The sequence below is a fragment of the Kitasatospora sp. NPDC058063 genome, from assembly GCF_042885395.1.
Taxonomy (GTDB): Bacteria; Actinomycetota; Actinomycetes; order Streptomycetales; family Streptomycetaceae; genus Kitasatospora; species Kitasatospora lactacystinica.
This window is the reverse complement of sequence record NZ_JBHVSD010000004.1, coordinates 138,245-162,248: the sequence shown is the minus strand read 5'-3', so window position 1 is coordinate 162,248 and position 24,004 is coordinate 138,245. Positions and strand designations below refer to the sequence as shown.

Annotated in this window: 16 protein-coding genes; 5 read left to right on the top strand and 11 right to left on the bottom strand. The window is 72.3% G+C overall.

The genetic code is table 11. The features are described from left to right. Positions 1-47: 47 nt before the first annotated feature. The 7 genes from ACFVUY_RS08765 to ACFVUY_RS08735 form a co-directional block, all read right to left on the bottom strand. Positions 48-470: an XRE family transcriptional regulator gene (locus ACFVUY_RS08765; protein WP_387695000.1), complete on the bottom strand. Its 423-nt coding sequence runs from the start codon at positions 468-470 to the stop codon at positions 48-50. 293 nt (positions 471-763) lie between these two features. Beyond that, a complete protein-coding gene (locus ACFVUY_RS08760; RefSeq protein WP_387694989.1) occupies positions 764-1,459 on the bottom strand; it encodes a formyltransferase family protein in 696 nt (231 codons plus the stop codon). A 50-nt stretch (positions 1,460-1,509) separates the two neighbouring features. After that, positions 1,510-1,707 carry an MbtH family protein gene (locus tag ACFVUY_RS08755; protein WP_359906749.1) on the bottom strand — a complete coding sequence of 66 codons (198 nt, stop codon included), beginning with the start codon at positions 1,705-1,707 and terminating at the stop codon, positions 1,510-1,512. After that, entirely contained in the window at positions 1,704-2,945 is a 1,242-nt protein-coding gene (locus ACFVUY_RS08750; protein WP_387694988.1) for a cytochrome P450, read from the bottom strand. Before ACFVUY_RS08750 ends, ACFVUY_RS08755 begins: the two co-directional genes overlap by 4 nt. Then, positions 2,942-4,726, bottom strand: a complete 1,785-nt coding sequence (locus ACFVUY_RS08745; protein ID WP_387728375.1) for a beta-ketoacyl synthase N-terminal-like domain-containing protein — start codon at positions 4,724-4,726, stop codon at positions 2,942-2,944. Before ACFVUY_RS08745 ends, ACFVUY_RS08750 begins: the two co-directional genes overlap by 4 nt. Before the next feature lie 37 nt (positions 4,727-4,763). Further along, complete coding sequence (locus ACFVUY_RS08740; protein ID WP_387694986.1) at positions 4,764-6,590, bottom strand: amino acid adenylation domain-containing protein; 1,827 nt, start codon at positions 6,588-6,590, stop codon at positions 4,764-4,766. Further along, complete coding sequence (locus tag ACFVUY_RS08735) at positions 6,587-12,619, bottom strand: acyltransferase domain-containing protein (RefSeq protein ID WP_387728373.1); 6,033 nt, start codon at positions 12,617-12,619, stop codon at positions 6,587-6,589. Before ACFVUY_RS08735 ends, ACFVUY_RS08740 begins: the two co-directional genes overlap by 4 nt. A gap of 664 nt (positions 12,620-13,283) precedes the next feature. Here ACFVUY_RS08735 and ACFVUY_RS08730 point away from each other — a divergent pair. Continuing rightward, entirely contained in the window at positions 13,284-14,660 is a 1,377-nt protein-coding gene (locus tag ACFVUY_RS08730; RefSeq protein WP_387694984.1) for an MFS transporter, read from the top strand. A 175-nt stretch (positions 14,661-14,835) separates the two neighbouring features. On the opposite strand, the gene ACFVUY_RS08725 is transcribed toward ACFVUY_RS08730, so the two are convergent. Together ACFVUY_RS08725 and ACFVUY_RS08720 are read right to left on the bottom strand one after the other, a co-directional pair. Next, positions 14,836-15,561, bottom strand: a complete 726-nt coding sequence (locus tag ACFVUY_RS08725) for a helix-turn-helix transcriptional regulator (protein WP_387728745.1) — start codon at positions 15,559-15,561, stop codon at positions 14,836-14,838. A 476-nt stretch (positions 15,562-16,037) separates the two neighbouring features. After that, on the bottom strand, positions 16,038-16,712 hold the full coding sequence (locus ACFVUY_RS08720) for a TetR/AcrR family transcriptional regulator (protein ID WP_387694983.1): 675 nt from the start codon (positions 16,710-16,712) through the stop codon (positions 16,038-16,040). Positions 16,713-16,920: 208 nt separating this feature from the next. Between ACFVUY_RS08720 and ACFVUY_RS08715 the strand changes: the two genes are divergently transcribed. From ACFVUY_RS08715 to ACFVUY_RS08700, 4 genes are all read left to right on the top strand, one after another. After that, on the top strand, positions 16,921-18,408 hold the full coding sequence (locus ACFVUY_RS08715; RefSeq protein ID WP_387694982.1) for an MFS transporter: 1,488 nt from the start codon (positions 16,921-16,923) through the stop codon (positions 18,406-18,408). Positions 18,409-18,690: 282 nt separating this feature from the next. Next, the gene (locus tag ACFVUY_RS08710) at positions 18,691-19,497 is read left to right on the top strand and encodes a TIGR03084 family metal-binding protein (RefSeq protein WP_387694981.1); all 807 of its coding nucleotides are present in this window, start codon (positions 18,691-18,693) and stop codon (positions 19,495-19,497) included. Between the two features lie 39 nt (positions 19,498-19,536). Beyond that, positions 19,537-20,907 carry an FAD-dependent oxidoreductase gene (locus tag ACFVUY_RS08705; RefSeq protein ID WP_387728371.1) on the top strand — a complete coding sequence of 457 codons (1,371 nt, stop codon included), beginning with the start codon at positions 19,537-19,539 and terminating at the stop codon, positions 20,905-20,907. A gap of 127 nt (positions 20,908-21,034) precedes the next feature. Then, complete coding sequence (locus ACFVUY_RS08700; protein WP_380551084.1) at positions 21,035-21,403, top strand: YciI family protein; 369 nt, start codon at positions 21,035-21,037, stop codon at positions 21,401-21,403. A 75-nt stretch (positions 21,404-21,478) separates the two neighbouring features. On the opposite strand, the gene ACFVUY_RS08695 is transcribed toward ACFVUY_RS08700, so the two are convergent. Together ACFVUY_RS08695 and ACFVUY_RS08690 are read right to left on the bottom strand one after the other, a co-directional pair. After that, positions 21,479-22,123 (bottom strand): dihydrofolate reductase family protein, encoded by a 645-nt coding sequence (locus ACFVUY_RS08695; RefSeq protein ID WP_387728369.1) that lies wholly within the window; start codon positions 22,121-22,123, stop codon positions 21,479-21,481. 150 nt (positions 22,124-22,273) lie between these two features. Continuing rightward, complete coding sequence (locus ACFVUY_RS08690) at positions 22,274-23,860, bottom strand: MFS transporter (RefSeq protein WP_387694978.1); 1,587 nt, start codon at positions 23,858-23,860, stop codon at positions 22,274-22,276. Between the last annotated feature and the right edge of the window lie 144 nt (positions 23,861-24,004).

The window sequence follows — 24,004 nt, the reverse complement described above, 5'->3', positions numbered from 1 at the left end:
GGCCGGTCAGCCGTCGCGGGGTGCCTCCCGGTGGCACCGCGTCGTGCTCACCGGGAGGGTTTGCCCCTGGCAGCCTCCCGGCGAGCGATAGTCTCGATCACATCGGAGACCGTGTCCAGGGCTTCGGGCGAGAGTTCCACCGCCCGCAGCGCCATGTTCCGGACGCCGGCGTCCCGCAGCGCCTCCAGGACGGCGAGTTCGGCGAGGATCTCCTCGGAGCGGTCGTCGAAGAAGTAGGCGGGCGAGACCTGGAAGAACCGTGCCAGGGCTTCCAGGTGACGTTTGGTCGGGTTGTCGCGCCTGCCGGTGCGCAGCTGCCACAGGTAGGTGGCCGAGAAGGTCTCGCCGGTGGCCTCGCGGCAGGCGCGCGCCACGTCCTCGTTGCTGTACTGCTCCCGGTTGGGGCGCCGGACCGTGCGGAACAGCGTCTCGATCTTCTCGGCGAGCGAACTCGCCCCGGCTCCCGCCATCTCCGCCATCTCCGCCTCCTGCGTCACCTGGCCTCCTGCGCCACCACTGCCGGTTCGGGCGGCGCTGGTGCACGGGTTCGGCCGCCGGGGAACCATCGTAGCTTCGGGCGCGGCGCCGGTGTCGGGCCGTGCCGCTTCCCGGCCCCCTCCCGGGCGGGAGGGGGTGTCGGGCGCGGGACGGCGGCAGCCGTGGAGGACGCCGCGGCAGGTGCCCCCGGAGTGCCGAACACCCGGGGGCACCTGCTGGGTCGACCTGATCGATCCGGTCCGGTCGTCGGGCCGGTACGCGGTGGTCACCCCTCGTGCAGCGCCCACTTGTCGCTGTCGACCCGGGTGTTGCCGGGCAGGGCGATCAGTTCCGGCTTGAACAGCGGCTGGGTGTCCATCGCGGGTTCCCAGGTCGCCAGCTTCTCGTCCTGGGGGACCTCGATCCGCCGGTCCGCGGCGAGGTCGGCGACCACCTTCAGCAGCAGCCGCACGCCCAGCGGAGCCAGGTGGTCGCGCCACAGGCTCTGCGCGGTCGAGCCCGGGGGCACGAACAGGTGCTCCTGGGCGGCGAGCGGGCCGCCGTCGGTGCGCTCGGTGAGGTGGTAGACGCTCCCGCCCGTCACCTTGTCGCCGTCGCGGATGGTCCATCGGATCGCGTCCCGGCCGCGGTGCAGCGGCAGCAGGCTGGGGTGGTACCCGATGGTGGCGACGGTGGCCCTGGCGCGCGTGTTGCGGCCGAGGAAGGCGTGCGAGTGCGCCGCGACGATGATGTCCACCCCGTCCGGGATGTGCATCGCGCGCAGTTCGGCCGAGTCCGTCCAGGGGATGTCCCGGGGGAACGCCCAGGCGCGCAGGCGGTCCCAGGCCATCGCGTCGCTCTCGTCGGACTTGCCCTTGCGCAGCCGGGGCGCGGCCGCGCCGACGATCTTGTGACCGTTGTCCAGGAGGGCTTCCGCGACCTGAACCGCGAACGCCCCTTGTCCTGACATGTAGATGTTCATCCGCACTCCTGCGGTCGCTGGTTCGGGTGGTGGTCGCCGTCGGGTCGCGGTCAGGCCGCCGGCGTTCCCACCGCGGTGGTGAAGTGCTGCTCGACGTAGTCGAGGGCGCCCTCACGGTCCGGGCAGGAGTGGACGATCCGCCAGCCGTCCGGGACGGCCAGGTGCGGCCGCCACAGCGCGTACTGCTCGTCGGCGTTCACGACGACCAGCCAGTCGCCCTCCCCGCCGTCGAAGGGGTTGCCGCTCATCGGTCGACCTCTTTCAGTCCGGAGTGATCGGGATCGAAGCGCACCGGCATGGTGGAGAACCCGGTCAGGAAGTTGGACCGGATGGGCAGCGCCTCGTCGGTCTGCTCGAAGCCGAGGGTGAAGTCCCGCAGGGCCTTGAGCAGTTCGGCGATCTCCACCTTGGCCAGGTACGAGCCGACGCAGAAGTGCGGGCCGTAGCCGAAGGCCAGGTGCTTGTTGGGGGTGCGGCCGAGGTCGAACTCCTCGGGCCGCGCGAAGACCCGCTCGTCGCGGTTGCCGGAGGCGTGCCACAGCGTGACGATGTCGCCCTGCCGCAGCCGCACGCCGTGCAGTTCGGTCTCCCGCTCGACGCTGCGCCCGAAGTGCATGGTGGGCGAGGCCCAGCGCAGCACCTCGTCCACGGCGGTCTCGACGGCGACCTCGCCCTGCTTGAGCCGCCGCCACTGCTCGGGCTGGGCCGCGAGGGTGCGGACGCAGTCGATCATCGTCAGCCGGCTGGTCTCGTCGCCCCCGATGATCAGGCTGTAGCAGTTCAGCACGACGTCCTCGTCGGTCAGCGGCACCCCGTCGATGGCGCTGCCGATCAGCATGCTGATGACGTCCTCGCCCGGTGACTCGCGCCGCTCCTCGACGATGTCCATGAAGTACATCAGGATCTCGTTGCGGGCCATCTCGGAGTCGACCTCGTCGACGTCCTCGTCGTCCGCCGAGAGCGCGGTCTTGGTCAGGGAGAGCAGGTAGTCCCGGTCCCGCTCGGGCACGCCGAGCAGGTTCGAGATCGTGGTCATCGGGATCCGGCTGGCGATCTGCTCCGCGAAGTCGCAGCCGCCGGACTCGACCGCCTCGCGGATCCATTGCCGGGTGTTGACCCGGACGGTCTGCGCGACCTCGTCGAGCACCCTCGGCGAGAGCACCCGCTGGAGGATCTTGCGCAGCTCCAGGTGCCGGGGTCCGTCGGTGACGGCCAGCATCCGGCCGGCCCCGGCGTCGCCGCCCTCCAGGAGGGTGACGAGCACGTTGCCGCGCTGGGACGTGAAGTTCACGTTGTCCCGGTAGGTGGCCATGATGTCGTCGTAGCGGGAGAGCACCCAGAACCCCCGACGGCCGCCGACCGGCGGGTTCCAGTGCATCGGTGCGGTGTCCCGCAGGGTGCGCCAGAACCCGACGAGGTCGTGGTCCGCGAAGGTGGCCGGGTCTCCCAGGTCCAAGGTGTCCAGTGCCGGTGTGCTCATGCTCACCAGTCCGTACGCCAGAACCGGCGGGGCTGGAACGGGTAGGTGGGCAGCGGCACGCGGCGGCCGGCCTCCCCGAGGTGCAGGGCGTCGAAGTCCACCTGCTGGCCGGTCACCCAGGCGGCGGCCAGGTCGGACAGCGCCTCGTGGTCCCGGCCCGCCGGCACGATCCCGCTGTCGTTGCGCGAGAAGGCGCCCGGGTCGGTCCGCGGGGCGGCGGCGGTCGTGGTGGCCGCGCCGCGGGCGGCGTCGTCGGACAGCGCCGCGATCAGCTCCTCCCGGCTGCGGACCACGGCCGCCCACCTGCGGGCCATCACCTTGCGGCCGAGGTTGAGGGTGAAGCAGACGTCGTCCAGGCGCAGGCCGGGGTTCGCCTCCAGCCACTCCTTGAGGCGGGTGCGCTGGCGGCCCAGCGCGTCGTCGTCCAGAGCGGACAGGGTGGCCAGCCGCGGCCGGCCCGCGTCCTCGGGGGCGCGCTCGGCGGGCGCCGGCGCCTCCTCCAGCAGCAGGTGGGCGTTGTAGCCGCCGCCGCCGATCGAGGTGATGCCCGCGCGGCGGATGCCGGCCTCCGGCTCCCAGGCCGCGCCCTCGATCTGCGGCACGAAGGGGGTGCTGGGGAAGTCGAGGTCCTGGTTGACCTCCGTCAGGTTGATCGTCGCCGGGAGCGTCTTGTGGTACAGCGACAGCGCGGCCTTGATCGCGCCGAAGCCGCCCGACACCACGCCGCCGTGGCCCACGTTGCCCTTGACCCCGCCGATCGAGGTGGTCGCGGTCTGCTTGCCGAACGCCATGGTCGCCGCGTGCACTTCGAGCTCGTCGGTCATCGGCAGGCCGAGGCCGTTGGCCTCGTACATGGACACGGTGTCCGGGGTGACGCCGCCGACCTCCATGGCGGCGGCGATGCAGGCGCTCAGCCGCTCGGGCTGGGCCAGGCCGTACGCCATCGCGCTGACGCCGTTGTTGTTGACGGCCGAGCCCCGGATCACGGCGTAGACGTGGTCGCGGTCGGCGACGGCATGGCCGAGCGGCTTCAGCAGCACGGTGACCACGCCGCTGGACAGCGCGGTGCCGGTGCCGTTGGCGTCGAACGGGCGGCAGTGGCCGTCCTTCGACAGGATGCGGTTCTCCTCCCAGAGGTGACCGCGGGGGTGCGGCAGGCGGACCATCGAGCCGCCGGCGATCGCCATGTCGCTCTGGCCCAGCAGCAGCGACTGGCAGGCCAGGTGCACCGAGTAGTGGAAGCCCGCACAGACGGCGGCGACGGTGACGGCCTCGCCGGTGAGGCCCATGTAGTACAGCGCGTTGGAGGTCATGGTGTCCGGCGACCACGCCAGGCTGGCCTCGATCGCCTCGGGGCCGACCGACACCCGGTCCGGCGGGGAGCTGTAGAGCGCGGCGGTCTGCGGGTTGTTGGCGCCGTACATGCCGATCTCGGCCTTGAGCCGGTCCGGGTCATAGCCGCCGTCCTCCAGCGACTCCCAGGCGCTCTCCAGGAACAGCCGGTTCTCCGGGGTCATCGCGGCCGCCATCCGGTCGCTGATGCCGAACACCGACGGGTCGAACTTGTCGTACGTGTCGAGCACGCCGCAGGCCCGGACGTAGAACGGGCTGTGGATCAGGGTCTCGTCGACGTGGATGTCGTCCTTGGCCAGGAAGGACACGGTCTCCCGGCCGTTGACGAGGATGTCCCAGAACTGCTCCTTGGTGCGGGCACCCGGTGCCCGCAGGGACATGCCGATGATGGCCACGTCACCCGGGTCGTACTCCTGCTCGGGGCTGTCGGTCATGGAAGGCTCCTGCTTCGTGTCGGGTAGGGGGCGTGACTCAGCGGCCGGTGGCGCCGCCGCGGCCGCGCAGGGCGGCACGGCGGGCGCCGGCCCGCTGGCGGGCCGACTGGACCACCTCGGGGGTGGCGCCGAACTCGTCGTCGAGCCAGCGGGCGAGGGAGGCGATGTCGCGGAAGCTGAAGAGGTCGGGCACGCGGACGCGGCGGTCGAAGCGCCGGGTCATCAGCCGGGCGAGGCGGACGAGCAGCAGCGAGTCGCCGCCGAGGTCGTAGAAGGCGGACTGCACGTCGATGGTCGACGGTTCGAGGTCGAGCAGCTGGCCCCAGATCTCCGACAGCGCGATCTCGGTCGGCGTGGTGGCGGCGGTCAGCGGCCCGTCGGTGTCGGCGGCCGGCGGCTCGGGCAGCGCGTTGCGGTCGAGCTTCCCGCCCGGGCCCAGCGGGAGGGCGTCCAGGAACACGAGCGTCGCGGGCACCATGTAGTCGGGCAGTTCGACGGCGAGCCTGCCGGTGACGGCGCTCTGGAGCGCGGCGTCCAGCCGGGGGCCGTCCTGCGGCGCGCCGTCGCCCGCGGGCACGACGTAGCCGACGAGCCGGTTGCCCCGGACGGTGGCGGCGGCCTCCCGGACCTCGGGGCAGGCGGTCAGCCGGGCCTCGACCTCCTCCAGCTCGATCCGGTAGCCGCGCAGCTTGACCTGGTGGTCGGAGCGGCCGAGGAACTGGAGTTCGCCGCTCTCGGTGAACTTGACGACGTCCCCGGTGCGGTACATGCGCTCGCCGCTGCGGAACGGGTCCGGCAGGAACCGCTCGGCGGTGGTGCGCGGCCGGTTGACGTAGCCGTGCGCGAGGCCGACGCCGCCGAGGTAGAGCTCGCCGGCCTCGCCGGCCGGCAGCGGCTTCAGCTCGTCGTCGAGCACGTAGACCAGGTCGGTGGTGGTCGGCGGGCCGATGGTCGGCTCGTCGGTGCCCTCCTCGGGCACCAGCCCGAACGAGCAGAAGACGGTGCCCTCGGTGGGGCCGTAGGCGTTGAACACCCGGGTGGCGCCGGTCTCCTGGTAGGCCCGGTCGACCAGCTTGCGGCGCAGGGCCTCGCCGCCGAACACGATCGAGCGCACGTTCGGGGGCAGGGCGCCGGCGTCGAGCAGGCCGTTCATCACCGACGGGACGACGGACAGGTGGGTGACCCGGTCCACGTACCGGCTCTCCGGCAGGTGCACGGCGCTCTCGACGAGCACCACGGCGCCGCCGCGGCACAGGGCGTTGAAGATCTCCATCACGGACAGGTCGAAGCAGATCGAGCTGGCGGCCGAGACGCCGCTCAGGTCGCAGCCCTCCAGGACCCGGTCCATCTCGGCGAGCATCGCCACGGCGCCGGAGTGCCGCACGGCCACGCCCTTGGGCCTGCCGGTGGAGCCCGAGGTGTAGATGACGTACGCGGTGTCCTCGGGCACGACCGCGACGGGCTTCGCGCCGGCCTCGGTGGTCACGCCGTCCCCGAGCACGACGACCGTCGGCCCGGGCGGGCAACTGGCCCGGGACGCGGGCGTGGTGAGCAGCAGGCGGGTGCCGCTGTCCTGGACCATGAAGGTCAGCCGGTCGGCGGGGTAGTTCGGGTCCAGCGGCAGGTAGCAGGATCCGGAGCGCAGGGCCGCCAGGACGGCGACGAGCAGGTCGGGGGTGCGCTCGACGCAGATGCCGACCGGGACGCCGGGGCCCGCGCCGTCGGCGACCAGCCGCTCGGCCAGCACCCGGGACCGCTCGTTCAGCTCGCCGTAGGTCAGGACGCCGGCGTCGGAGTAGACCGCGGTCGCGTCGGGATTCTTGACCGCCTGGGCGATGAACTCGGAGTGCAGGGTTTCGGTCACTTGTCCGTCTCCTTGGGGAGGCCGGTCGGCGCGATGTCGCCGAGGGCCTGGTCGGGTCGGGCGATCGAGTCGAAGAGCACGGTGCGGTACAGCGCGAGCAGGGCCGTCACGGTCCGCCGCTCCAGGTAGCTCGGCTTGAACTGGACGTGGCCGGCCACCCTGCCGTCGATGTCGGCCATCGAGATCTCCAGGTCGAACTTGGCGAGGTGCCGGCGGACCTGGAGCGGTTCGAGCGGCAGCGCGCCGTCCGGGTCGATGGTCTCGCCGACGCCGTGGAAGAGCTTGACGGAGCGCGGGAAGGCGTCCGAGGACAGCCAGTTGACCACCACGTCGAACCAGGGGGAGCGGCCCTCGGCGCGCGGCGGCTTCAGCTGGGAGGCCAGCAGGTCGAGCGGGTAGTTCATGTGCTCCAGGAGGCCGAGCGAGTAGGCGTGGACCTCGCGCAGCAGCTCGCGGAAGGTCCGCCCGCCGGAGGGGTTCGCCCGCACCAGCACGGTGTTGAGGTAGTAGCCGATCGCGGACTCCCAGCCGGGCTCGGCCCGCTGGGCGATGGCGGTGGCCAGCACCGAGTCCTCGGTCCCGGCCGCGCGGTTGAGCGTGGCGAAGAACCCGGCCAGCACGACGGTGCTCACCGACACGCCCTCGCGCACCGCGAACTCCCGCAGCAGGCGGGTCTCCTCGGCGCTCCAGCGGAACGCGATGTCGCGGCCCTCGTAGGTGACGCCCGGCGGCCGCTCCTTGCTGGAGAGGTCGAGGTGGGCGGGCGGGTCGGCCAGCTTCCGCGACCACCAGTCCAGGGCCGCCTCGGCCGCCGGACCGGCCAGCCACTGCCGCTCCCACTCGACGAACTCGGTGTACGGGGCGACCGGCGCGCTGCGGGCGGGGTCGGCGCCCTCGTAGTACTCCTGGAGTTCGCGGATCATGACGTCGGCCGAGGCCGCGTCCGACGCGATGTGGTGGACGAGCACCATCAGGTAGTGGTCGGAGGGTCCGCGCCGCATGAGGACGATCCGCACCAGCGGCCCGTTGTCCATGTCGAGCGGCTCGTGCCCGTACTGGGCCAGCTCCTCGCGGGCCTGCTCGTCGTCCAGGTCGGAGGTGTCCACCACGAGGAACTCGTACACCGGCTCGTCCAGGACGACCTGGTACGGGCTGCCGCCCGCCTCCACGAAGACGGTGCGCAGCGCGGGATGCCGGTCCAGCACGGCCCGGACGGCGTGCTCCAGGGCCTCCTCGTCGACCGCCGTCCGGATCCGGGCGGTCACCATGAAGTTGTACGGCACGGCGTCCGGCGCGACCATCTGCATGAACCAGAGCGAGGCCTGGCCGTGCGAGGCCGGTGCCACTTCGAGACCGAGGCCTTCGGCGCGCAACTGCTCCAGCGCCGGTTCGTCGGTGGCCTCCAGCAGCCCGCGCGCGTCCAGCTCCTCCACCAGCTCCTCGGCGTCCAGTTCGGACAGGTCCTCCAGGAAGGACCGCTTCGGCGCGGCCTCGGGGACCGGGACGGGCCGGGCGGCCGCCGCCGGCGCCTGGGGTGCCGCTGCCGCGGGGGCGGGCGCGGCCGGTCCGCCGGAGAGCCCGACGAAGTGGCCGACGACCTCGGCGATGGAGCGCCCGTCCAGGAACACCACCGGCGACACCCGGTGCCCGAGCACCGCCTGCATCCTGTTGACGAGGCGGATCGCCAGCATCGAGTCGAGACCGAAGTCGCGCAGACCGGCGTTCTCGTCGAACCTGCTCACCGGCACGCCCAGCGCGTCGGCCAGTTCGGCGAGGACGACCTCCGGCACCGGCCGGTCCGCCGGGGCCGCCGCCGGCCGCACCTCGACCGGAGCGGCCACCGTCGCGGCCGCGGCGACGGCCGCGGTCCCGACGGCCGGGGCGGGCGCCGCCGCGGCGCGGGGCTCGGTGTCGATCCAGTAGCGCTCCTTCTGCCACTGGACGAGCGGGGTCTCCACGAGCTCGACGTCGTCGGCGAAGAGCGAGTCGAAGGTCAGCGGCAGGCCCCTGACGTACAGCGAGGCGGCGGCGCCCAGCAGGCAGCGGACGTCGCTCTCCTCGCGCCGCAGCGAGTTGATCGCGTGCACCTGGACGCCGCGGGACAGCCCGATCTCCTCGACCGCGCCGCGCAGCGTCTCGTGCGGGCCGATCTCGATGAAGGTGGAGACGCCCCGGTCGACCAGCGCACCGATCGTCTCGGCGAACCGGACCTGGTTGCGCAGGTTGTGCACCCAGTAGTCGACGTCGGCGACCGGGTTCACCGTGTCGGCCAGCGCGGTGGAGTGGAAGGGGATGGCCGGCGCCAGCGGGGTGATGCCCTCGATGCTCTCGCGCAGCGGCTCGATCAGCGGGTCCATGCCGGGGCTGTGCACCGGCCGTTCGACCCGGATCCGCCGGACCGAGACGCCGTCCCGCTTGAGGTCGGCCTCCAGGGCGTCGACGGCCTCGGGCGAGCCGGAGACCGCCGCGCTGGTGGGGCTGTTGACCACGGCGACGGCGGCGTGCTCGGCGTACGGGGCGAGCCGCGGCCGCAGCTCCTCCTCCGGCAGGTCGACCGAGATCATGGCGCCCTCGGCGGCCTTGCGCTCCAGCAGGTGCGAGCGCGAGACCACGACCCGGGCGGCGTCCTCCAGCGACAGCGCGCCGGCGACGCAGGCGGCCGCGACCTCGCCCAGGCTGTGCCCGACGACGGCCGCCGGCTCGATGCCCAGGTCGAGCCAGACCTTCGCCAGCGAGACCTGCAGGGCGAACAGCACGGGCTGCTGGAAGTCCATCTCCTCGTACCGGGCCTCCTCCGCGGGGGCGGCGAGGTGGTCGAGCACCGAGAAGCCGCCGGCCGCGCGCACGGCGGCGTCGCAGGCGTTCATCGAGGCCCGGAAGCCGGCGTGGGAGCGCAGCAGTTCGCGGCCCATGCCGACCCACTGGGTGCCGCCGCCGGAGAACACCAGCGCCACCCGCCGGTCGGCGTTGCCGGAGACCGTGCCCGTGACCACGTCGGGGTGCGGCTGCCCGGCGGCGACCCGGGCGAGTCCGTCCAGGACGTCCTGCCGGCTGCGGGCGAACAGCGCGATCCGGTGGCTGTGGTGGGTGCGCCTGGCGGCGAGGGTGTAGGCGAGGTCGGAGACCCGCAGGCCGGGGTCGCGTTCGACGTGGTTGGACAGCTCGCGGCAGGTGTCGGTCAGCGCGCCCGCGGTCCGGGCGGTGACGGGCACCAGGTGCAGCTGCCCGTCGGCCGCGGCGTCGCCCGGGCTCGGCGCGACGTGCCGTCCCCGGTCGCCGGCCAGGAACGGGTGGGCCGCGACGGGGTGCCCGGCGGCGTACAGGGCGCCGAGCGAGCCGAGCAGGGTCGAGGCCTCGTCGGCGCCGCGCCGCAGCGAGGGCAGGGTGGCCGCCGGCAGGATCTCCGAGGCCGACTTGAGCAGGAGGGGGTGCGGGCTGATCTCGATCACCGCGTCGACGTCGTGGTCGCGCAGCTTCGTCAGGGCGTCGACCACCCGGATCTCCCGGCGCAGGTTGTCCGCCCAGTAGTCCGGTCCGAGCTCCGCGCCGTCGACGAGTTCGCCGGTGACCGTCGAGATCATCGGGATGCGGGTGCTCCGGGGCCTGATGCCGTCGAGCTCGACCTTCAGCGGGGCGAGGACGTGGTCGACCAGCGCCGAGTGCGGGGCGTGGCCCATCCGCACCCGGTGGTTGGTGACGCCGGCCGCGGTCAGCCGCTCGACGAGGTCGTCGATCTCCTGCGGCGTGCCGGTGACGAGCGTGGAGCCGAGGCCGTTGTAGCCGGAGAGGGTGAGCCCGCCGGTGAGGTGCGGCCGGACCTCGTCCGCGGGGGTCATCACCACGATGCCCTCGCCGCGGCCCACGGCCAGCAGCTGGAGGAGCCGGCCGTGGTGGGCGGCCAGGTGGGAGGCGTCGTCGAAGTCGAGGGCGCCGGCGATGTGGGAGGCGGCGAACTCGCCGACGCTCTGCCCCACGACGACGTCCGGCTCCACCCCCAGCGAGCGCCAGGTCTCGGCCAGCGCGACCTGCAGGGAGAACAGCAGCGGCTGGAAGACGTCCATGTCGTCGAGGCGGCCGTCGGGGGCCAGCAGCTGTTCGACGAGCGAGAAGCCGAGCAGCTCCCGCATCCGCTGGTCGGACTTCATCATGGACCGGCGGAACACCGGCTGGCCGGCGAGCAGTTGCCGGCCCATGCCGACCCACTGCGAGCCGTTGCCCGAGAACAGGAACGCCACCCGCGGCCGGCGGTCGGCCCGCTCGCCGACGCTCAGTCCGGGGGCCTGCGCACCGCTGCCGAAGGCGTCGAGGCTGCTCCTGAGTTCGGCCATGTCGCGGGCGGTGGCCGCGAGCCGGAACGGGCCGTCGCCGGGCGCGCGGCGGCAGAGCGCGCGCAGGTCGGTCGCGTCGCGCAGCGCCCGGGCCCGCTCGGCCAGCGCCTCGCGGGAGTCCGCGGCCAGCAGCAGGAGCGAGGCCTCGGGGCGCGGCAGTTCCTCGACGGCGACGTGGCAGATCGAGCCGCCGAACCCGAAGGAGCTGACGCCGCCGCGGCGGGCGTCGGAGTGCCGCGGCCACGGCTCCAGCCGGTCCTGGACGGTGAGGTTGTACTCGTCGAACAGGATCTGCGGGTTCGGCGCGGTGTAGTGCAGGCTCGGCGGCAGCACGCCGTTGCGCATCGACATCGCGAGCTTGACCAGGCCGACGATCCCGGCGGCCGCCTCCAGGTGGCCGACGTTGGACTTGACGGAGCCGAGCCGCAGCGGCTGCGGGCGGTCGCCGCCCAGGACGGCACCGATGGCGTTGGCCTCGATCGGGTCGCCGAGCGGTGTCGCGGAGCCGTGGCACTCGATGTAGTCCACGAGGTCCGGGGAGACGCCGGCCCGCTGCCAGGCGGTGCGGAGCATCTTCTCCTGCGCCTGGGGGTTGGGCGCCGTCATGCCGTTGCTCAGGCCGTCGTTGTTGGAGGAGCTGCCCTTGATCAGGCAGTACACCGGCAGGTCGCGCTCCAGCGCCACGCTCAGCGGGGCGAGCACGACGACGCCGGCGCCCTCGCCGCGGACGTAGCCGTTGGCGCGGGCGTCGAAGGACTTGCAGCGGCCGTCCGGGGCGAGCGCGCCCATCGCGTCCATGGCGGTGTAGTAGTCGGAGACGAAGCTCAGGTTCACGCCACCGGCGAGCACCAGGTCGCTCTCGCCCAGCTGGATCGACTGGCAGCCCACGTGCACCGAGATCAGCGAGCCCGCGCAGGCGGAGTCGATGGCCATGCTGGGGCCCTGCAGGCCGAGGATGTAGGAGACGCGGTTGGCGATGATGCCGTCGTGCATGCCGGTCGCGGTGTGCGGGGTGATCTGGCTGTCGGGGCCGCGGTAGTGCGCCAGGGCGGCGTAGTCGCCCCAACAGGAGGCCATGAACACGCCGGTGTCACTGCCGACCAGGCTGTGCGGCGCGATGCCCGCGTCCTCCAGCGCCTCCCAGGACAGTTCCAGGATCAGGCGCTGCTGCGGGTCCATCTGGACGGCCTCGCGGGGCGAGATGCCGAAGAACAGCGGGTCGAAGCGGTCGATGCCGTCGATGAATCCGCCCCAGCGCACCCGGTCGTTCAGCAGCTCGCGGCGGGCGCCCGGCACCGGTCCGACGGCGTCGCCGCCCTCGACCAGCAGCCGCCAGAACGCGGACGGGTCCGGCCCTCCGGGGAACCGGCAGCCGATGCCCACGACCGCGACGGGCTCGTGCGAGGGCGTGCGGCGCCGGGCGGTCGGGGCGGGCTCCGCGGCACGCGGGCCCTCGACGAGTGCCCGGGCCAGGCCGTCGACGGTCGGGTACTGCCACATCCAGGTGGCCGGGACCTGCCAGCCGAGGAACTCGGAGAGGGCGGCCGCGAGGTTCACCGATTTCAGCGAGTCCAATCCGTACCGGTGCATCGGTGCCCACCGGTCCACCGAGTTCGCGGACAGGTCCAACAGCTCGGCAAAACGGGTTAGCAGGAAATCCGTGACGGCGGATATGTCTCGCGCTGCGCGCTCTTGGGGCATGGCGACTCCCTCAGCAGGGCTGGTGAAATGGGCGGGTGGAGCTTCACAACCGATCGTTCACAAGGGGGGCTCGTCAGTGATTCCGTATCAAGGCAGTTCGACTACGAATGCTGGATCCGACCTGTACATGACATGCATGGACGTGCGATCGGGCAACACCGCTCCTCGCGTTGGGAGGGGGGAAGGGCTGCCCGAAGCTCCGGCCGTGCGGTGCGGCCGTGCATGGTGACGACGGCAAACTTCGAGGTGACGAGGGTGGTCGCGATTCAGTGGCTCACTGTGGAATTCTCGCCGCCCCCGTGCGGCCTTGCCGGTGGATCTGTCGTGCAATCTCGCTGCCGGGATTTCGCAGTGCCGCTTTCTTTCGTCCGCCCTTGAGCGCGGAGAGTCCAGCGACTCCAGGATTGCGCACTTTGCGGGCCGGTTGAAGCGCTGGCGAGATTTGATCGCCAAAGTGTCCGATTCGATCTCCTCGGACGGTACCGTTCAGTTCCATCTGCGGGCGCGGGGTGGAGTGGACAGCGGACGATCGACCAATGCAAGCTGTCCGCATGGCAGTTGACAAATTTGATAGGGCGTCAGTCGATGCCAACAGCCCCTTACCCGGACGCGGCGACCACCTCGGGCGGACACTCGCCGGCCGCGACTTCCACGGCAGGTCCGCATGACCGACACCACTGACACCACCGGTGACACCACCGGCGCCGCGGCCTCACCGGTCCGCCGTCCGGGACTCGCACTCGGGGTCCTGGCCGGGGCGCTGGCCCTGGACGTGAGCGGCCTCGGAGTGCTCAACGCGGCGCTGCCCTCGGTGGGGGAGCGCTTCCACCTGGACGAGAGCACGCTCCAGTGGGTGATGACCGCCTACGCCGTCACGTTCGCCGGCTTCCTGCTGGTGGGCGGCCGACTGGCCGACGTGATCGGGCGGCGGCGGGTGTTCGAGGCCGGCGTCGCCCTGTTCACCGTCTCCGCGCTGGTCGGGGCGGTGGCCCCCAACACCGTGACGCTGCTGGGCGCGAGAGCGGTCCAGGGCATCGGCGCCGCCCTCTCGGGGCCGGCCGCGCTGGCCCTGCTCACCGACACGTTCCCGGCCGGTCCGGCGCGCAACCGGGCCTTCGGGGTGTACGCGGCCGTCGGCGCCGCGAGCTTCAGCGGCGGGGTGCTGCTGGGCGGCGTCCTGACCGAGTTCTTCGGCTGGCGTTCGGTGCTGTGGTTCTCGGTGCTGGTGGGTCTCGGTGTGCTGGGCGCGACGCGCATCGGACTGCCCGACGGCGTCGGGCACCGCGGCCGGCTGGACCTGCCCGGAGCGATCACGGGCACGCTCGGCCTCACCCTGCTCGTCGTCGGCGTGAGCAGCAGCGGCGCCACGGCGTGGATCGTGCTCGGCGCCGCGGTGCTCTCCCTGGTGCTGTTCGTGGTGCGCGAGCACCGCACCGCCGACCCGGTGCTCCCGCTCGCCCTCTTCCGGATCGGCTCGGTGCGGGAGGCGAGCCTGGCCGCGTTCCTCCAGTACATGGGCTCGGTCGGGATGCTGTTCTTCGCGCCCCTGTACCTGCAGGGGATGCTGCACTACTCGCCCTTCGAGTCCGGCATCGCCCTGGTGCCGATGTCCCTGGCGGTGTTCCTCACCGCCAACTTCGCCACCGGCCGGCTGCTGGCCACGTACTCCCCGCGGACGCTGATGGCCGTCGGCCTCGTCCTGATCGGCGTGGGCACCGGGCTGTGGCTGGGCACGCCGCAGGACGGGAACTACGTGCTGCACGTGATGCCCGGTCTGGTGGTCAGCGGCATCGGCCAGGGGCTGAACTTCCCCTCGATGACGTCCGCCGGCCTCTCCGGCGTCCCGGAGCGGCAGCACGCCGTCGCCGGCGCGGTGAACGTCGTGACGCAGCAGATCGGCGCCAGCGCGGGTGTGGCGGTGATGGTCCTGGTCGCGGGGACCAGCACGGACCAGCTCGCCGGGTACCACCTCGCCTACGTCACCGCCGCGGTGGCGTGCGTGGTGGGTGCGGCGGTCATCGCCGTGCGGCGACGGGCCTGAGCCTCCTCCAGGGGCGGTGGCCGGCGTGAGCCGGCCGCCGCCCCTTCGTCATGCCCGAGGGGCCCGCCCCGCGCCGGTCCCCTCCCGCGCCGGCCGTCGTTCCCCGTGCCGGCCGTACTCCCCCGTGGCCCGGAGCCCCCGCCCCGGGCCGTGCGGCCCGCTCCCCGGGGCCGGCTCAACCGGCCTCGGGGAGCCTGGCGTTCCCGGTGAGGGCCGCCGCCCGGACGTCCAGCAGCGCGAGCAGGACGGGCGGGTCGAGGGCGTGCACGGGGCGCAGACGCAGTTCGAGCGGCTTCGGCGGGACGTTCGCCCTGATCTCGACGGGGCCGACGGAGCCGACGGAGACCTCGCCGGTGAGGACCTCGTCGAAGGAGGCGGGGACGGAGTGGGCGAGGAGGTACCAGGTCCCGGGTGGGACGTGTTCGAGGTGGAAGGCGCCGGGGCGGGGGAGGACCGTGCAGGCGGCCGGCCGGCCCTCCGGGATGCGGGTGCGGAAGAGTCCGACGAAGACGCGGCCGAGGTCGTCGGCGACGGGGGCGCGGATCTCGCCGCGGACGGTGGCGAGATCCGTCGGCCGGGTCCAGTGCCGTCTTTCGAGTTCGATGCTGGTGGTGAAGCCGCGTAACTGGCGGAACATCGTGGGTGACGTGCCGACGCTGCTGGCGAACCGCGAGCTGAAGGTACCGACGCTGTTGTAGCCGACGCGGTGGCTGATCTCGGTCACGCTGAGGTCCGTCTCGATGAGCAGACGTTTGGCGGCTTCGATGCGAATGGCGGACAGGAAGCGTCGCGGGGAGACACCGGTCACCCGCTGGAATTCCCGGGAGAAGTGGAATTTGCTGTAGACGGCTGCTTGCGCCATATCGTCTATGGTCAGTATTTCGCTGATGTTCTCGTGCATGACCTCGATGGCTCGGGCCACGGCTTCTTCGATTGCGGGTTTCACAATGACTCCAGGTTCTCGCAGTACCGGTGGACGACGGAAACTCCACTCCGGTATTGCGTCCTGGAACGCGGCCGAGGGGGGCGGCCTCTGGGTACCGGAGCGCGCGAGGTTTGCCTGCTCCCTTCCGTTAACTGACGGTGACACACCGTGGCACCGTGATAACGACTGATGACCGTAGCAGGCGGACATGACAAGTTCAACGACTTCCTCGAGCGTTTATTTGGCAAAGTCGAGTGGTGGAATACCGGCCGGTATGTGTTTGAACTATTGAAGCAATTGGCGAGATGCATCGGAGGGGGGATCCGGAATGTTGCGGACGGGGCGGATGTGATTCAGGAGAACTCCTGTGACGGCTGTGCCGGTCGGGCGCCGGCCCGGCGTCGGAGCGGGACCGTACGGAAACCCGCCGCGGACCTGCGGCGGTTCCGCCCTCAGTCCGAGTCGGTCGCCGCCACGTCCACCTCCTCCCACAGCCGCTCCACGGAGGCCGCCACCGAGGCGACGGCGGCCTCCAGGGTGTCGCCGGCCGCGACCATCAGCCCCACCAGCTGCGCCTCCAGCAGGCGGTCGGCGTCACAGGGCTCGGTCAGGTACTCACCGAGCTCCAGGACGACCAGACCGTGAACCGCGGACCACATCTGATGCGCCACCAACTCGGCATCCTCCGCGCGGAACCGGCCCACCTCGATGCAGCGGGCGGCGCACTCGGCCACGCCGGCCAGAGTGTAACGGCCGTATTGCCGGTCCTCCTCGCCCAGCGAGAACCCGGCCAGCGAGGAGCCCCCGAACATCACCGCGTACAGGTGGGGGTTGGCCAGCGCATTGCACCGGTACGCACGACCCAGCAACGCCAGGTCGCTCACCGGGTCGTCGCTGAACTCCACCAGGGTGAAGTAGTACTGGAGCCGGGTGAACCCTTCGTGAACCATGGCGCGCACCAGCCCGCGCATTCCGTTGAAGTGGGTGTAGAGGGCCATGGTGGAGGTGCCGATCTCGCTCGCGATTCGGCGGGCGGACAGCGCCTGCGGCCCTTCCTCCGCCAGCAACCGGGCGGCGATGTCCACCAGTGCCGGACGGGCAGCGGGATCCGTGCGTCGCGGACTCATTCCCTCAGTCAAGCAAAACGCCCTTATGCCAGGGACGTTCGCGCCCACAACCCTTCGATCCCCGCACAATGCGAGAAGCGGCCCGCACGGCGCCGGGCATAGCTTTCCAGTCACTCAGCGCGACATTCCAGGGGCGGCCGACGGCCGGAGGGGAAATGTCGACGCCCGGTCGCGCGACCACCACACCAGCGCTCGACGGAGGTCGCTCTTGTCCACCACCACATCCCCAGGCCGGACCACCGGCGCCACAGTGCTCCTCTCCCTGGGCAGCCTGATCGTGCTGGTCTCCTCGGCAGTGGCCTTCCACCACTCCTTCGCCATGGACCCCGCGATGCCCATGGCCCACATGCCGGCCGACAGCGGGCGGAAGCTGCACGGCATGGCCCTGTCGGAGATGCCGGAGATGTTCACCGCCCTCGCCGGACTGCTGCTCGTGGTGGCCGGCGCCGCCCTGCGCGGACGGCCGAAATCCGCCGAGTCCGACTCCGGGACCGGGCGTCGCGGCCGGCTGCTGATCCTCCTCATCGGTACGGCCGCCCTCACCATCGACATCAGCAAGACCTCCACGCTGGGCTTCGTCATCCCCGGCATGCGGGCCGAGTACGGGCTCGATCCCCGCTCGGCCTCCCTGCTGGCGGTCTGCGGACTGACCGGGACGGCGACCGGGGCGCTGCTGTTCGGCGTGCTCACCGACCGGATCGGCCGCCGCAGCTCCTACCTGATCGCCACCCTCGGGTTCACCGCCACCAGCATGTGCGGCTCCATGCCCACCTTCGAGGGAAACCTGCTGATGTGCGGCCTGATGGGCGTGGCGGTCGGCGGCCTCGCCCCGCTGCTGATCACCCTGCTCACCGAGACCGCCGGCGGAAAGGTCCGCGGATCGGTGGTGGTGGCGCTCTCCGTCGTCGCCACCGCGGTCGGCTACCTGGTCGCCGCCGGCTCGGCGCTGTGGCTGGAACCGGTGTTCGGCTGGCGGATCCTGTGGCTGATCGGCGCCCCCACCGGTGCCGCGCTGGCCCTCCTCACCCCCTTCGTCCCCAACCGCACCTCGGCCCCCGCCCCGGCGGCCGCGGGCGCACCGGTCGTCCAGCACCTGCCCAGGTCCTCACGGGCCCTCACCAACGGCCTGCAGCGCGCCTTCGCCACCCTCATCGGACTGCTCACCTTCGGCCTCACCACCTGGGTGCCGAGCCTGGCCCGGATCGGCGGCGTTCCGGTGCACACCGCGAACCTGATGCTCACCGTCGCGGCGGTCGTGATGATCCCGTGCGCCCTGCTGCTGATGCTGGGCTACCGCCGCTTCGGCCCGACCTCCATGGCGGCGGGCCTGGCCACCGTCACCGCGGTGCTGCTGCTGGCGCTCACGGCCAGCGGCGCGGTGGCCGAGGTGGGCTGGATCGCCGCGGGCGCGCTGGTGGCGGCCCTGTTCTCGGTGAACTCGATGGCCGCGATCTTCCTCCCGATCGCGGCCGACCTGGCGGAGCCGGAACGGCGCGGCCGGACCACCGGATGGGTCTCCCTGTTCAACCGGCTGGGCGGCCTGATGGGGCCGCTGCTGCTGGCGAGCCTGGTGTCCTCGCCCTCCGCCGTCCTGACGGCGGTCTCCGTCCTCGCCCTGCTGTGCGGCGCGGCCGCCTGGTACATCAGCCGCCGGCACCGGCTCGCCCTGGTCGGCCTGGAGCCGGTGACCGACTGAACCGACCGTCCGCCTGACCGACCGAACCGACCGACCGAGCGTGAGCACGGCAGGCCGGCCGACCGACGAACCCGTCGGCCGGCCGGCCTGCCGTGCTCCGTCGCGGGGCCGGACGCACGGGGGCACGGGAGCGCCGCGGAGAGCGGGCCGGGCGCACAGCACGAGCAGAGAAGCCCGCCGATCTCCGCCCGGCCGATACTGGGCTGGCCCCCGATCCGACGCCCCACAGCGCGCGTTGAGAAGGCGTCGGCATCCCGGATCCCCCCGACGGAAGGAACAGGCATGGCCGACTCGCAGGACGTGATAGCCGCACTGGCGGCGGACGGCGACGCCGTCGAAGCCCTGGTGGCGAACCTGGCGGACGCCGACTGGACGCGGCCCACGCCGGCGCCCGGCTGGACCGTCGCCCACCAGATCGCCCACCTCGCGGCCACCTTCAAGCTGGCCGGAACGGCCGCGGGCGACCCCGAGGCGTTCAAGGCGATGGTCGCGGGCGTCGGGCAGGACTTCGACGGTGCGGTGCAGCAGTCCCTCAAGCCCTACCTGGCGTCCGGCACGCCGAAGCTCCTGCTGGAGCGCTGGAACGCCGAGCGCCGGACCGCCGAGCAGGCCCTCGCGGCCGTCCCGGCCGGCCGGCCGGTGCCGTGGCTGGTCCGCCCGCTGCCCGCGCCCGTGCTGGCCGCCGCCGGGATGATGGAGCTCTTCGGCCACGGCCAGGACATCGCCGACACCTTCGGAGTGCAGCGCGAGTACACCGACCGGCTCCGCTACCTGGTCGAATTCGCGGTCCGCACCTGGGACTTCGGCTACCAGGCGCGTGGGCTCACGGCGCCCGACACCGAGTTCCGCTTCGAGATCACCGCCCCGTCGGGAGCCCGCTGGGAGTTCGGCCCCGCCGACGCGGAGCAGCGCGTCAGCGGCCCCGCCGCCGACTTCTGCCTGCTGGTGACCCGGCGCCGGCACCGCGACGACCTCGCCCTGACGGCCGAGGGCGAGGACGCCGACGTCTGGCTCGACCTCGCCCAGGCCTACCGCGGCCCGGCCGGGGACGGCCGCACCCCCGGCCAGTTCCGGCCGTCCGGGAACTGACCGCCCCACCCGTCCGGTCAACCGAGAGAGGGGACCTTCATGGCCACCCGTACCGACGAATGTGCCGTGGTTCTCGGCGGAAGCATTGCGGGCCTGCTGGCGGCCAGGGTGCTCTCCGAGTCCTACCCGAGGGTCGTGATCGTCGAACGCGACAAGATCCTCGGGGTCCGCGGCCCGCGCCGCGGCGTCCCGCACGGCAACCACGCCCACGGGCTGGTCGCCCGCGGCCACCAGATCATGGAGTCGCTGTTCCCGGGCCTCACCGACGAGTTGATCGCCGCAGGGGTGCGGCCCGGGGACTTCAGCAACGACATCCAGTGGTACTTCAACGGGCTGCGGCTGAGCCCCGCCCGCACCGGCCTGCCGTCCGTGCCCGCCACCCGGCCGGTGCTCGAGTACCACCTGCGCGAGCGGGTGCGGGCGCTGCCGGAGGTGTCGTTCCTGGAGGAGCACGACATCGTCGCCCCGGTGACGGACGCCTCCGGACACCGGGTCACCGGGGTCAGGGTGCAGGCACGCACCCCCGGGGCCGAGGAACAGACGCTCTCCGCGCACCTGGTCGTCGACACCACCGGCCGCGGCTCGCGGACCCCGCGGTGGCTGGCCGACCTCGGGTACCAGGCGCCGCCGGAGGAGCGGATCGAGATCGACCTGGCGTACACCACCCGCCACTACCGCCTGGAGAAGGACCCGTTCGACAGTGACATCGCCATCATCCCGGCCGCCACGCCCTCGCACCCGCGCGGAGCGTTCTTCTACCGGGTGCCCGGCGACGACAACCAGGTGGAGCTGTCGGTGACCGGGCTCCTGGGCGACCACCCGCCCACCGACCCGGAAGGGTTCCACGCCTTCGTCCGGTCGCTGCCCGTCCCCGAGATCTACGAGGCGATCCGCGACGCCGAACCCCTGGACGAACCGCTGCGCTTCCGTTTTCCGGCCAGCGTCCGCCGGGACTTCCACCGGCTGGAGCGCTTTCCGGCCGGACTGCTGGTGATGGGCGACGCGATCTGCAGCTTCAACCCCGCCTACGCCCAGGGCATGACCTCGGCCGCCCTGCAGGCGCTGGTGCTGCGCCGGCACGCCGCCGGGCGGCGGCTGCCCAGGCCCCAGGCGTACTTCCGGGACATCGCCCGCGAGATCCGCTCCCCGTGGTCGTTCGCCGCGGTGACCGACCTGGGCTACCGGGGCGTCAAGGGCAAGCGGAACCTCCAGACCGCCCTGGTCAACCGGTACGCCGCGCTGGCGCAGCGGGCGGCGGTGCACGACCCCCGGGTGACCGACGCGCTGGTGCGGATCGCCGGACTCGTGGCCTCCCCGCAGTCCCTGATGCGCCCCCGCACCCTGCTGCGGGTCCTGCGCGCCGCCCGTCGCCCGGTGCCGCCCTCCGCCTTCGGCGTACCGGCACCGTGAAGCGGACGTCGGCGATCCGATTGGGTCGGGAAAAGGTTTTTCGCGACCATGTCGAGAACGGCGCGTCGGCGCCGACCAAGAAGTGGAGGGGGCGCAGCGAGCGCCTCACGTCGCAGGGAGCGGAACCATGAAGTACCTGATCATGATGTACCCGAACGCCGAGGTCCTGGACGCACTGTCGGAGGAGGAGCGCAACGCCGTCTTCCAGGGCCACGGCGGGTTCATGGAGAAGATCAAGGAGACCGGCGAGTTCGTCGGGACCCTGGCGCTGGCCGGCACCGAGCAGAGCTCCGTGGTGCGCGTCCGTGGCGGCGTTCCCGCGGTGACGGACGGCCCGTACGCCGAGGCCAAGGAGTACGTGGGTGGTGTCTACATCATCGAGGTCAAGGACCAGGAGCGTGCGCACGAGATCGCCGCGATGATCCCGGACGCCGCGGTGGAGGGCCTCGGCATCGAGGTCCGGCCGATCGTGTTCAGTGATGGCCTGGCCGCCTGACCGGTTGTCGACGAGGCCGGCGCGGGACCTTCGGGTCCCGCGCCGGCCTCGTTCCTTCCCCGGGACGGCCGGTGCTCACCGCCTCCAGAACAGCAGGTGGGTGACCCCGCTCGGGCTGGGCACCGCGTCGAGGTGGAAGCGGTCGAGCAGGTCGGTGTGGCTCCTCCAGAGCCGTTCCCCCCGGCCGAGGTCGACCGGTGCGACGGCGAAGTGCATCCGGTCGACCAGGTCGGCGTGGAGGAACTCGCGGACGGTGCTGACACCGCCGGTGATGCGCACGTCCCCGTCCCCGGCGGCCTCCCTCGCCTGCTCCAGGGCCTCGGCCGGCTTCGCCTCGATGAAGTGGAAGGTGGTGTCGGCCAGGGTGAAGGACGGGCGCGCGTGGTGGGTGAGCACGAAGACCGGCGCGTGGAACGGCGGCTCGGCCCCCCACCAGCCCTTCCACTCGTGGTTCTGCCAAGGCCCGCGCTGGGGGCCGAACTTGTTGCGTCCCATGATCACCGCGCCGGGCGGGCGGGCGTGGTCGCGGGTCAGGTAGTCGTCCAGGCCGCGGGTGCCGCCGGGGTCGGTGCGGTTCACCCAACTCGCGGTGGCACCGGCCCAGGAGAAGAGGGCGGCCGGGTCCGCGTGGCCGAAGGGCCGTTCGAGGGACTGCCCCTCACCGGTGCCGAACCCGTCCCGTGACACGTTGAAGCACTGCACCGTCACCAGTTGCGTCATGCCCTCCACACCTTTCCTCGTGGGTGCTGCGGGCCACCCGTACAGCCGGATGCCCGTGCCCCCAACGACCGTCGTGGAGTCGGGGGCACGGGCATCGTGGGCCGTCCGGGTGACCGCCCCGCGCGGACCGGGCGGGCGGGCCGGGCGCGGTCAGCCGGCCGCGGGGACGGAGTCCTCGCTGGGCTCGGGGGCGGCGCCGGCCCCCTGCTGGCCCGTGGGCGGCATGTGCCGGAGCAGGGCGACGACCAGGACGGCGGTGGCGACCAGCAGGGTGCCGGAGATGGTGACCACCGTGTGGAGTTCGTCCGCGAAGGCGGCCCGGGCGGGGGTGAGGAGGGCGTCGGCGAGTTGGCCGGACAGGGATCCGGCGGCCTCCTGCGCGCCGGCGAGGGAGTCCTTGGCCGCCGTGACCGCGTCGGCCGGCAGGCCGTCGGGCAGGCTGAGCGCGCCGCGGTAGACGGCGGCGCCGATGCTGCCGAGGGCGGCGATGCCGACGGCGAAGCCGAGCTGGCCGCTGGTCTCGTTGAGCGCGGCCGCGGAGCCGGCCTTCTCCATCGGCACGGAGCCCATGACCAGGCCCATGCCAAGGGTGACCATCGGGCCGGAGCCGAGGAAGACGATGGCGAAGCCGGTGATCAGGACGGCCGGGCTCGATCCGGGCTCCGCCCTGGTCATCACCAGCATGCCGACCGTCGCGAGGAGCAGCCCGCCGCCGATGAGGTACGCGGGGCGGTAGCGCTGACCGAGCTTGGGGGAGAGGGTGAAGCCGATCGTGTTGGCGATGATCGCCGGCAGCATCCACAGACCCGCGTGGAGCGGGTCACGGCCGTACATCAGCTGCAGCGTCTGGGTGACGAAGAACATCACCGCGCCGGTGAGCAAGGTGCCGAGGAACAGGCTGACCAGTGCCGCCGAGAAGGTGCGGTGGCCGAACAGGCTCAGGTCGAGCAGCGGGTTCGGCAGCCGGCGCTGGCGGTGGGCGAAGAGGATGCCGAAGCCGATGCCGACCAGCACGGCCGCGATCGGCAGCGCCTGCCAGCCGTCCCTGGCGATCTCCTTGAGCCCCCAGATGGCGAGGAGGACGGCCGCCATGGACTCCAGCACGCTGATCAGGTCCAGGCGTCCGGCGTCGGGGTTGCGGAACTCGGGCAGGAACACCGGGCCCAGCACGAGCAGCAGCACCATCGGCGGGACGCCGATCAGGAAGGCCGAGCCCCACCAGAAGTGGGCGAGCAGGACGCCGCCGATGATCGGGCCGATGACGGCGCCGGCCGAGAAGCACGCGCCCCAGATGCCGAAGGCGGCACCGCGCTGCTTGGGGTCCTGGAACATGGTGGTGATCAGGGAGAGCGTGCCGGGCGCGAGGGTGGCGCCGGCGATGCCGAGCAGGGCGCGCGCCGCGATCAGCATGGTGGGGTTGACGGCGTACGCGGAGGCGATGGAGGCGAGGCCGAACGCGCCGGCGCCGATCAGCAGGAGCCGGCGCCGTCCGATGCGGTCGCCGAGCGACCCCATGGTGACGAGCAGGCCGGCGAGCATGAACGGGTAGATGTCGGTGATCCACAGCTGTTGCACGCCGCTGGCGTGGAGGGAGTCCGACAGGCTGGGCAGGGCCAGCAGCATCACGAAGACGTCGATCGAGACCAGCAGGGCGGGCATGGCGAGGACGGCCAGCCCGATCCATTCCCGCCGTCCGGCCCGGGGCGCGGGCTCGCCGGGGGATGTGGTGTCACTCATCAGGGGGTCCTTCCGGATTTTCGGGGCACTCGGCGTCCGCGGGTGCCGTCACACCCGGTACGTCGGACCAGCCGGTACGGTCTCGACATCTCCGGCGGAAACTCGGGCGGAGGGACGCGATCTCGGCTTGGATGTCGAGTGCGG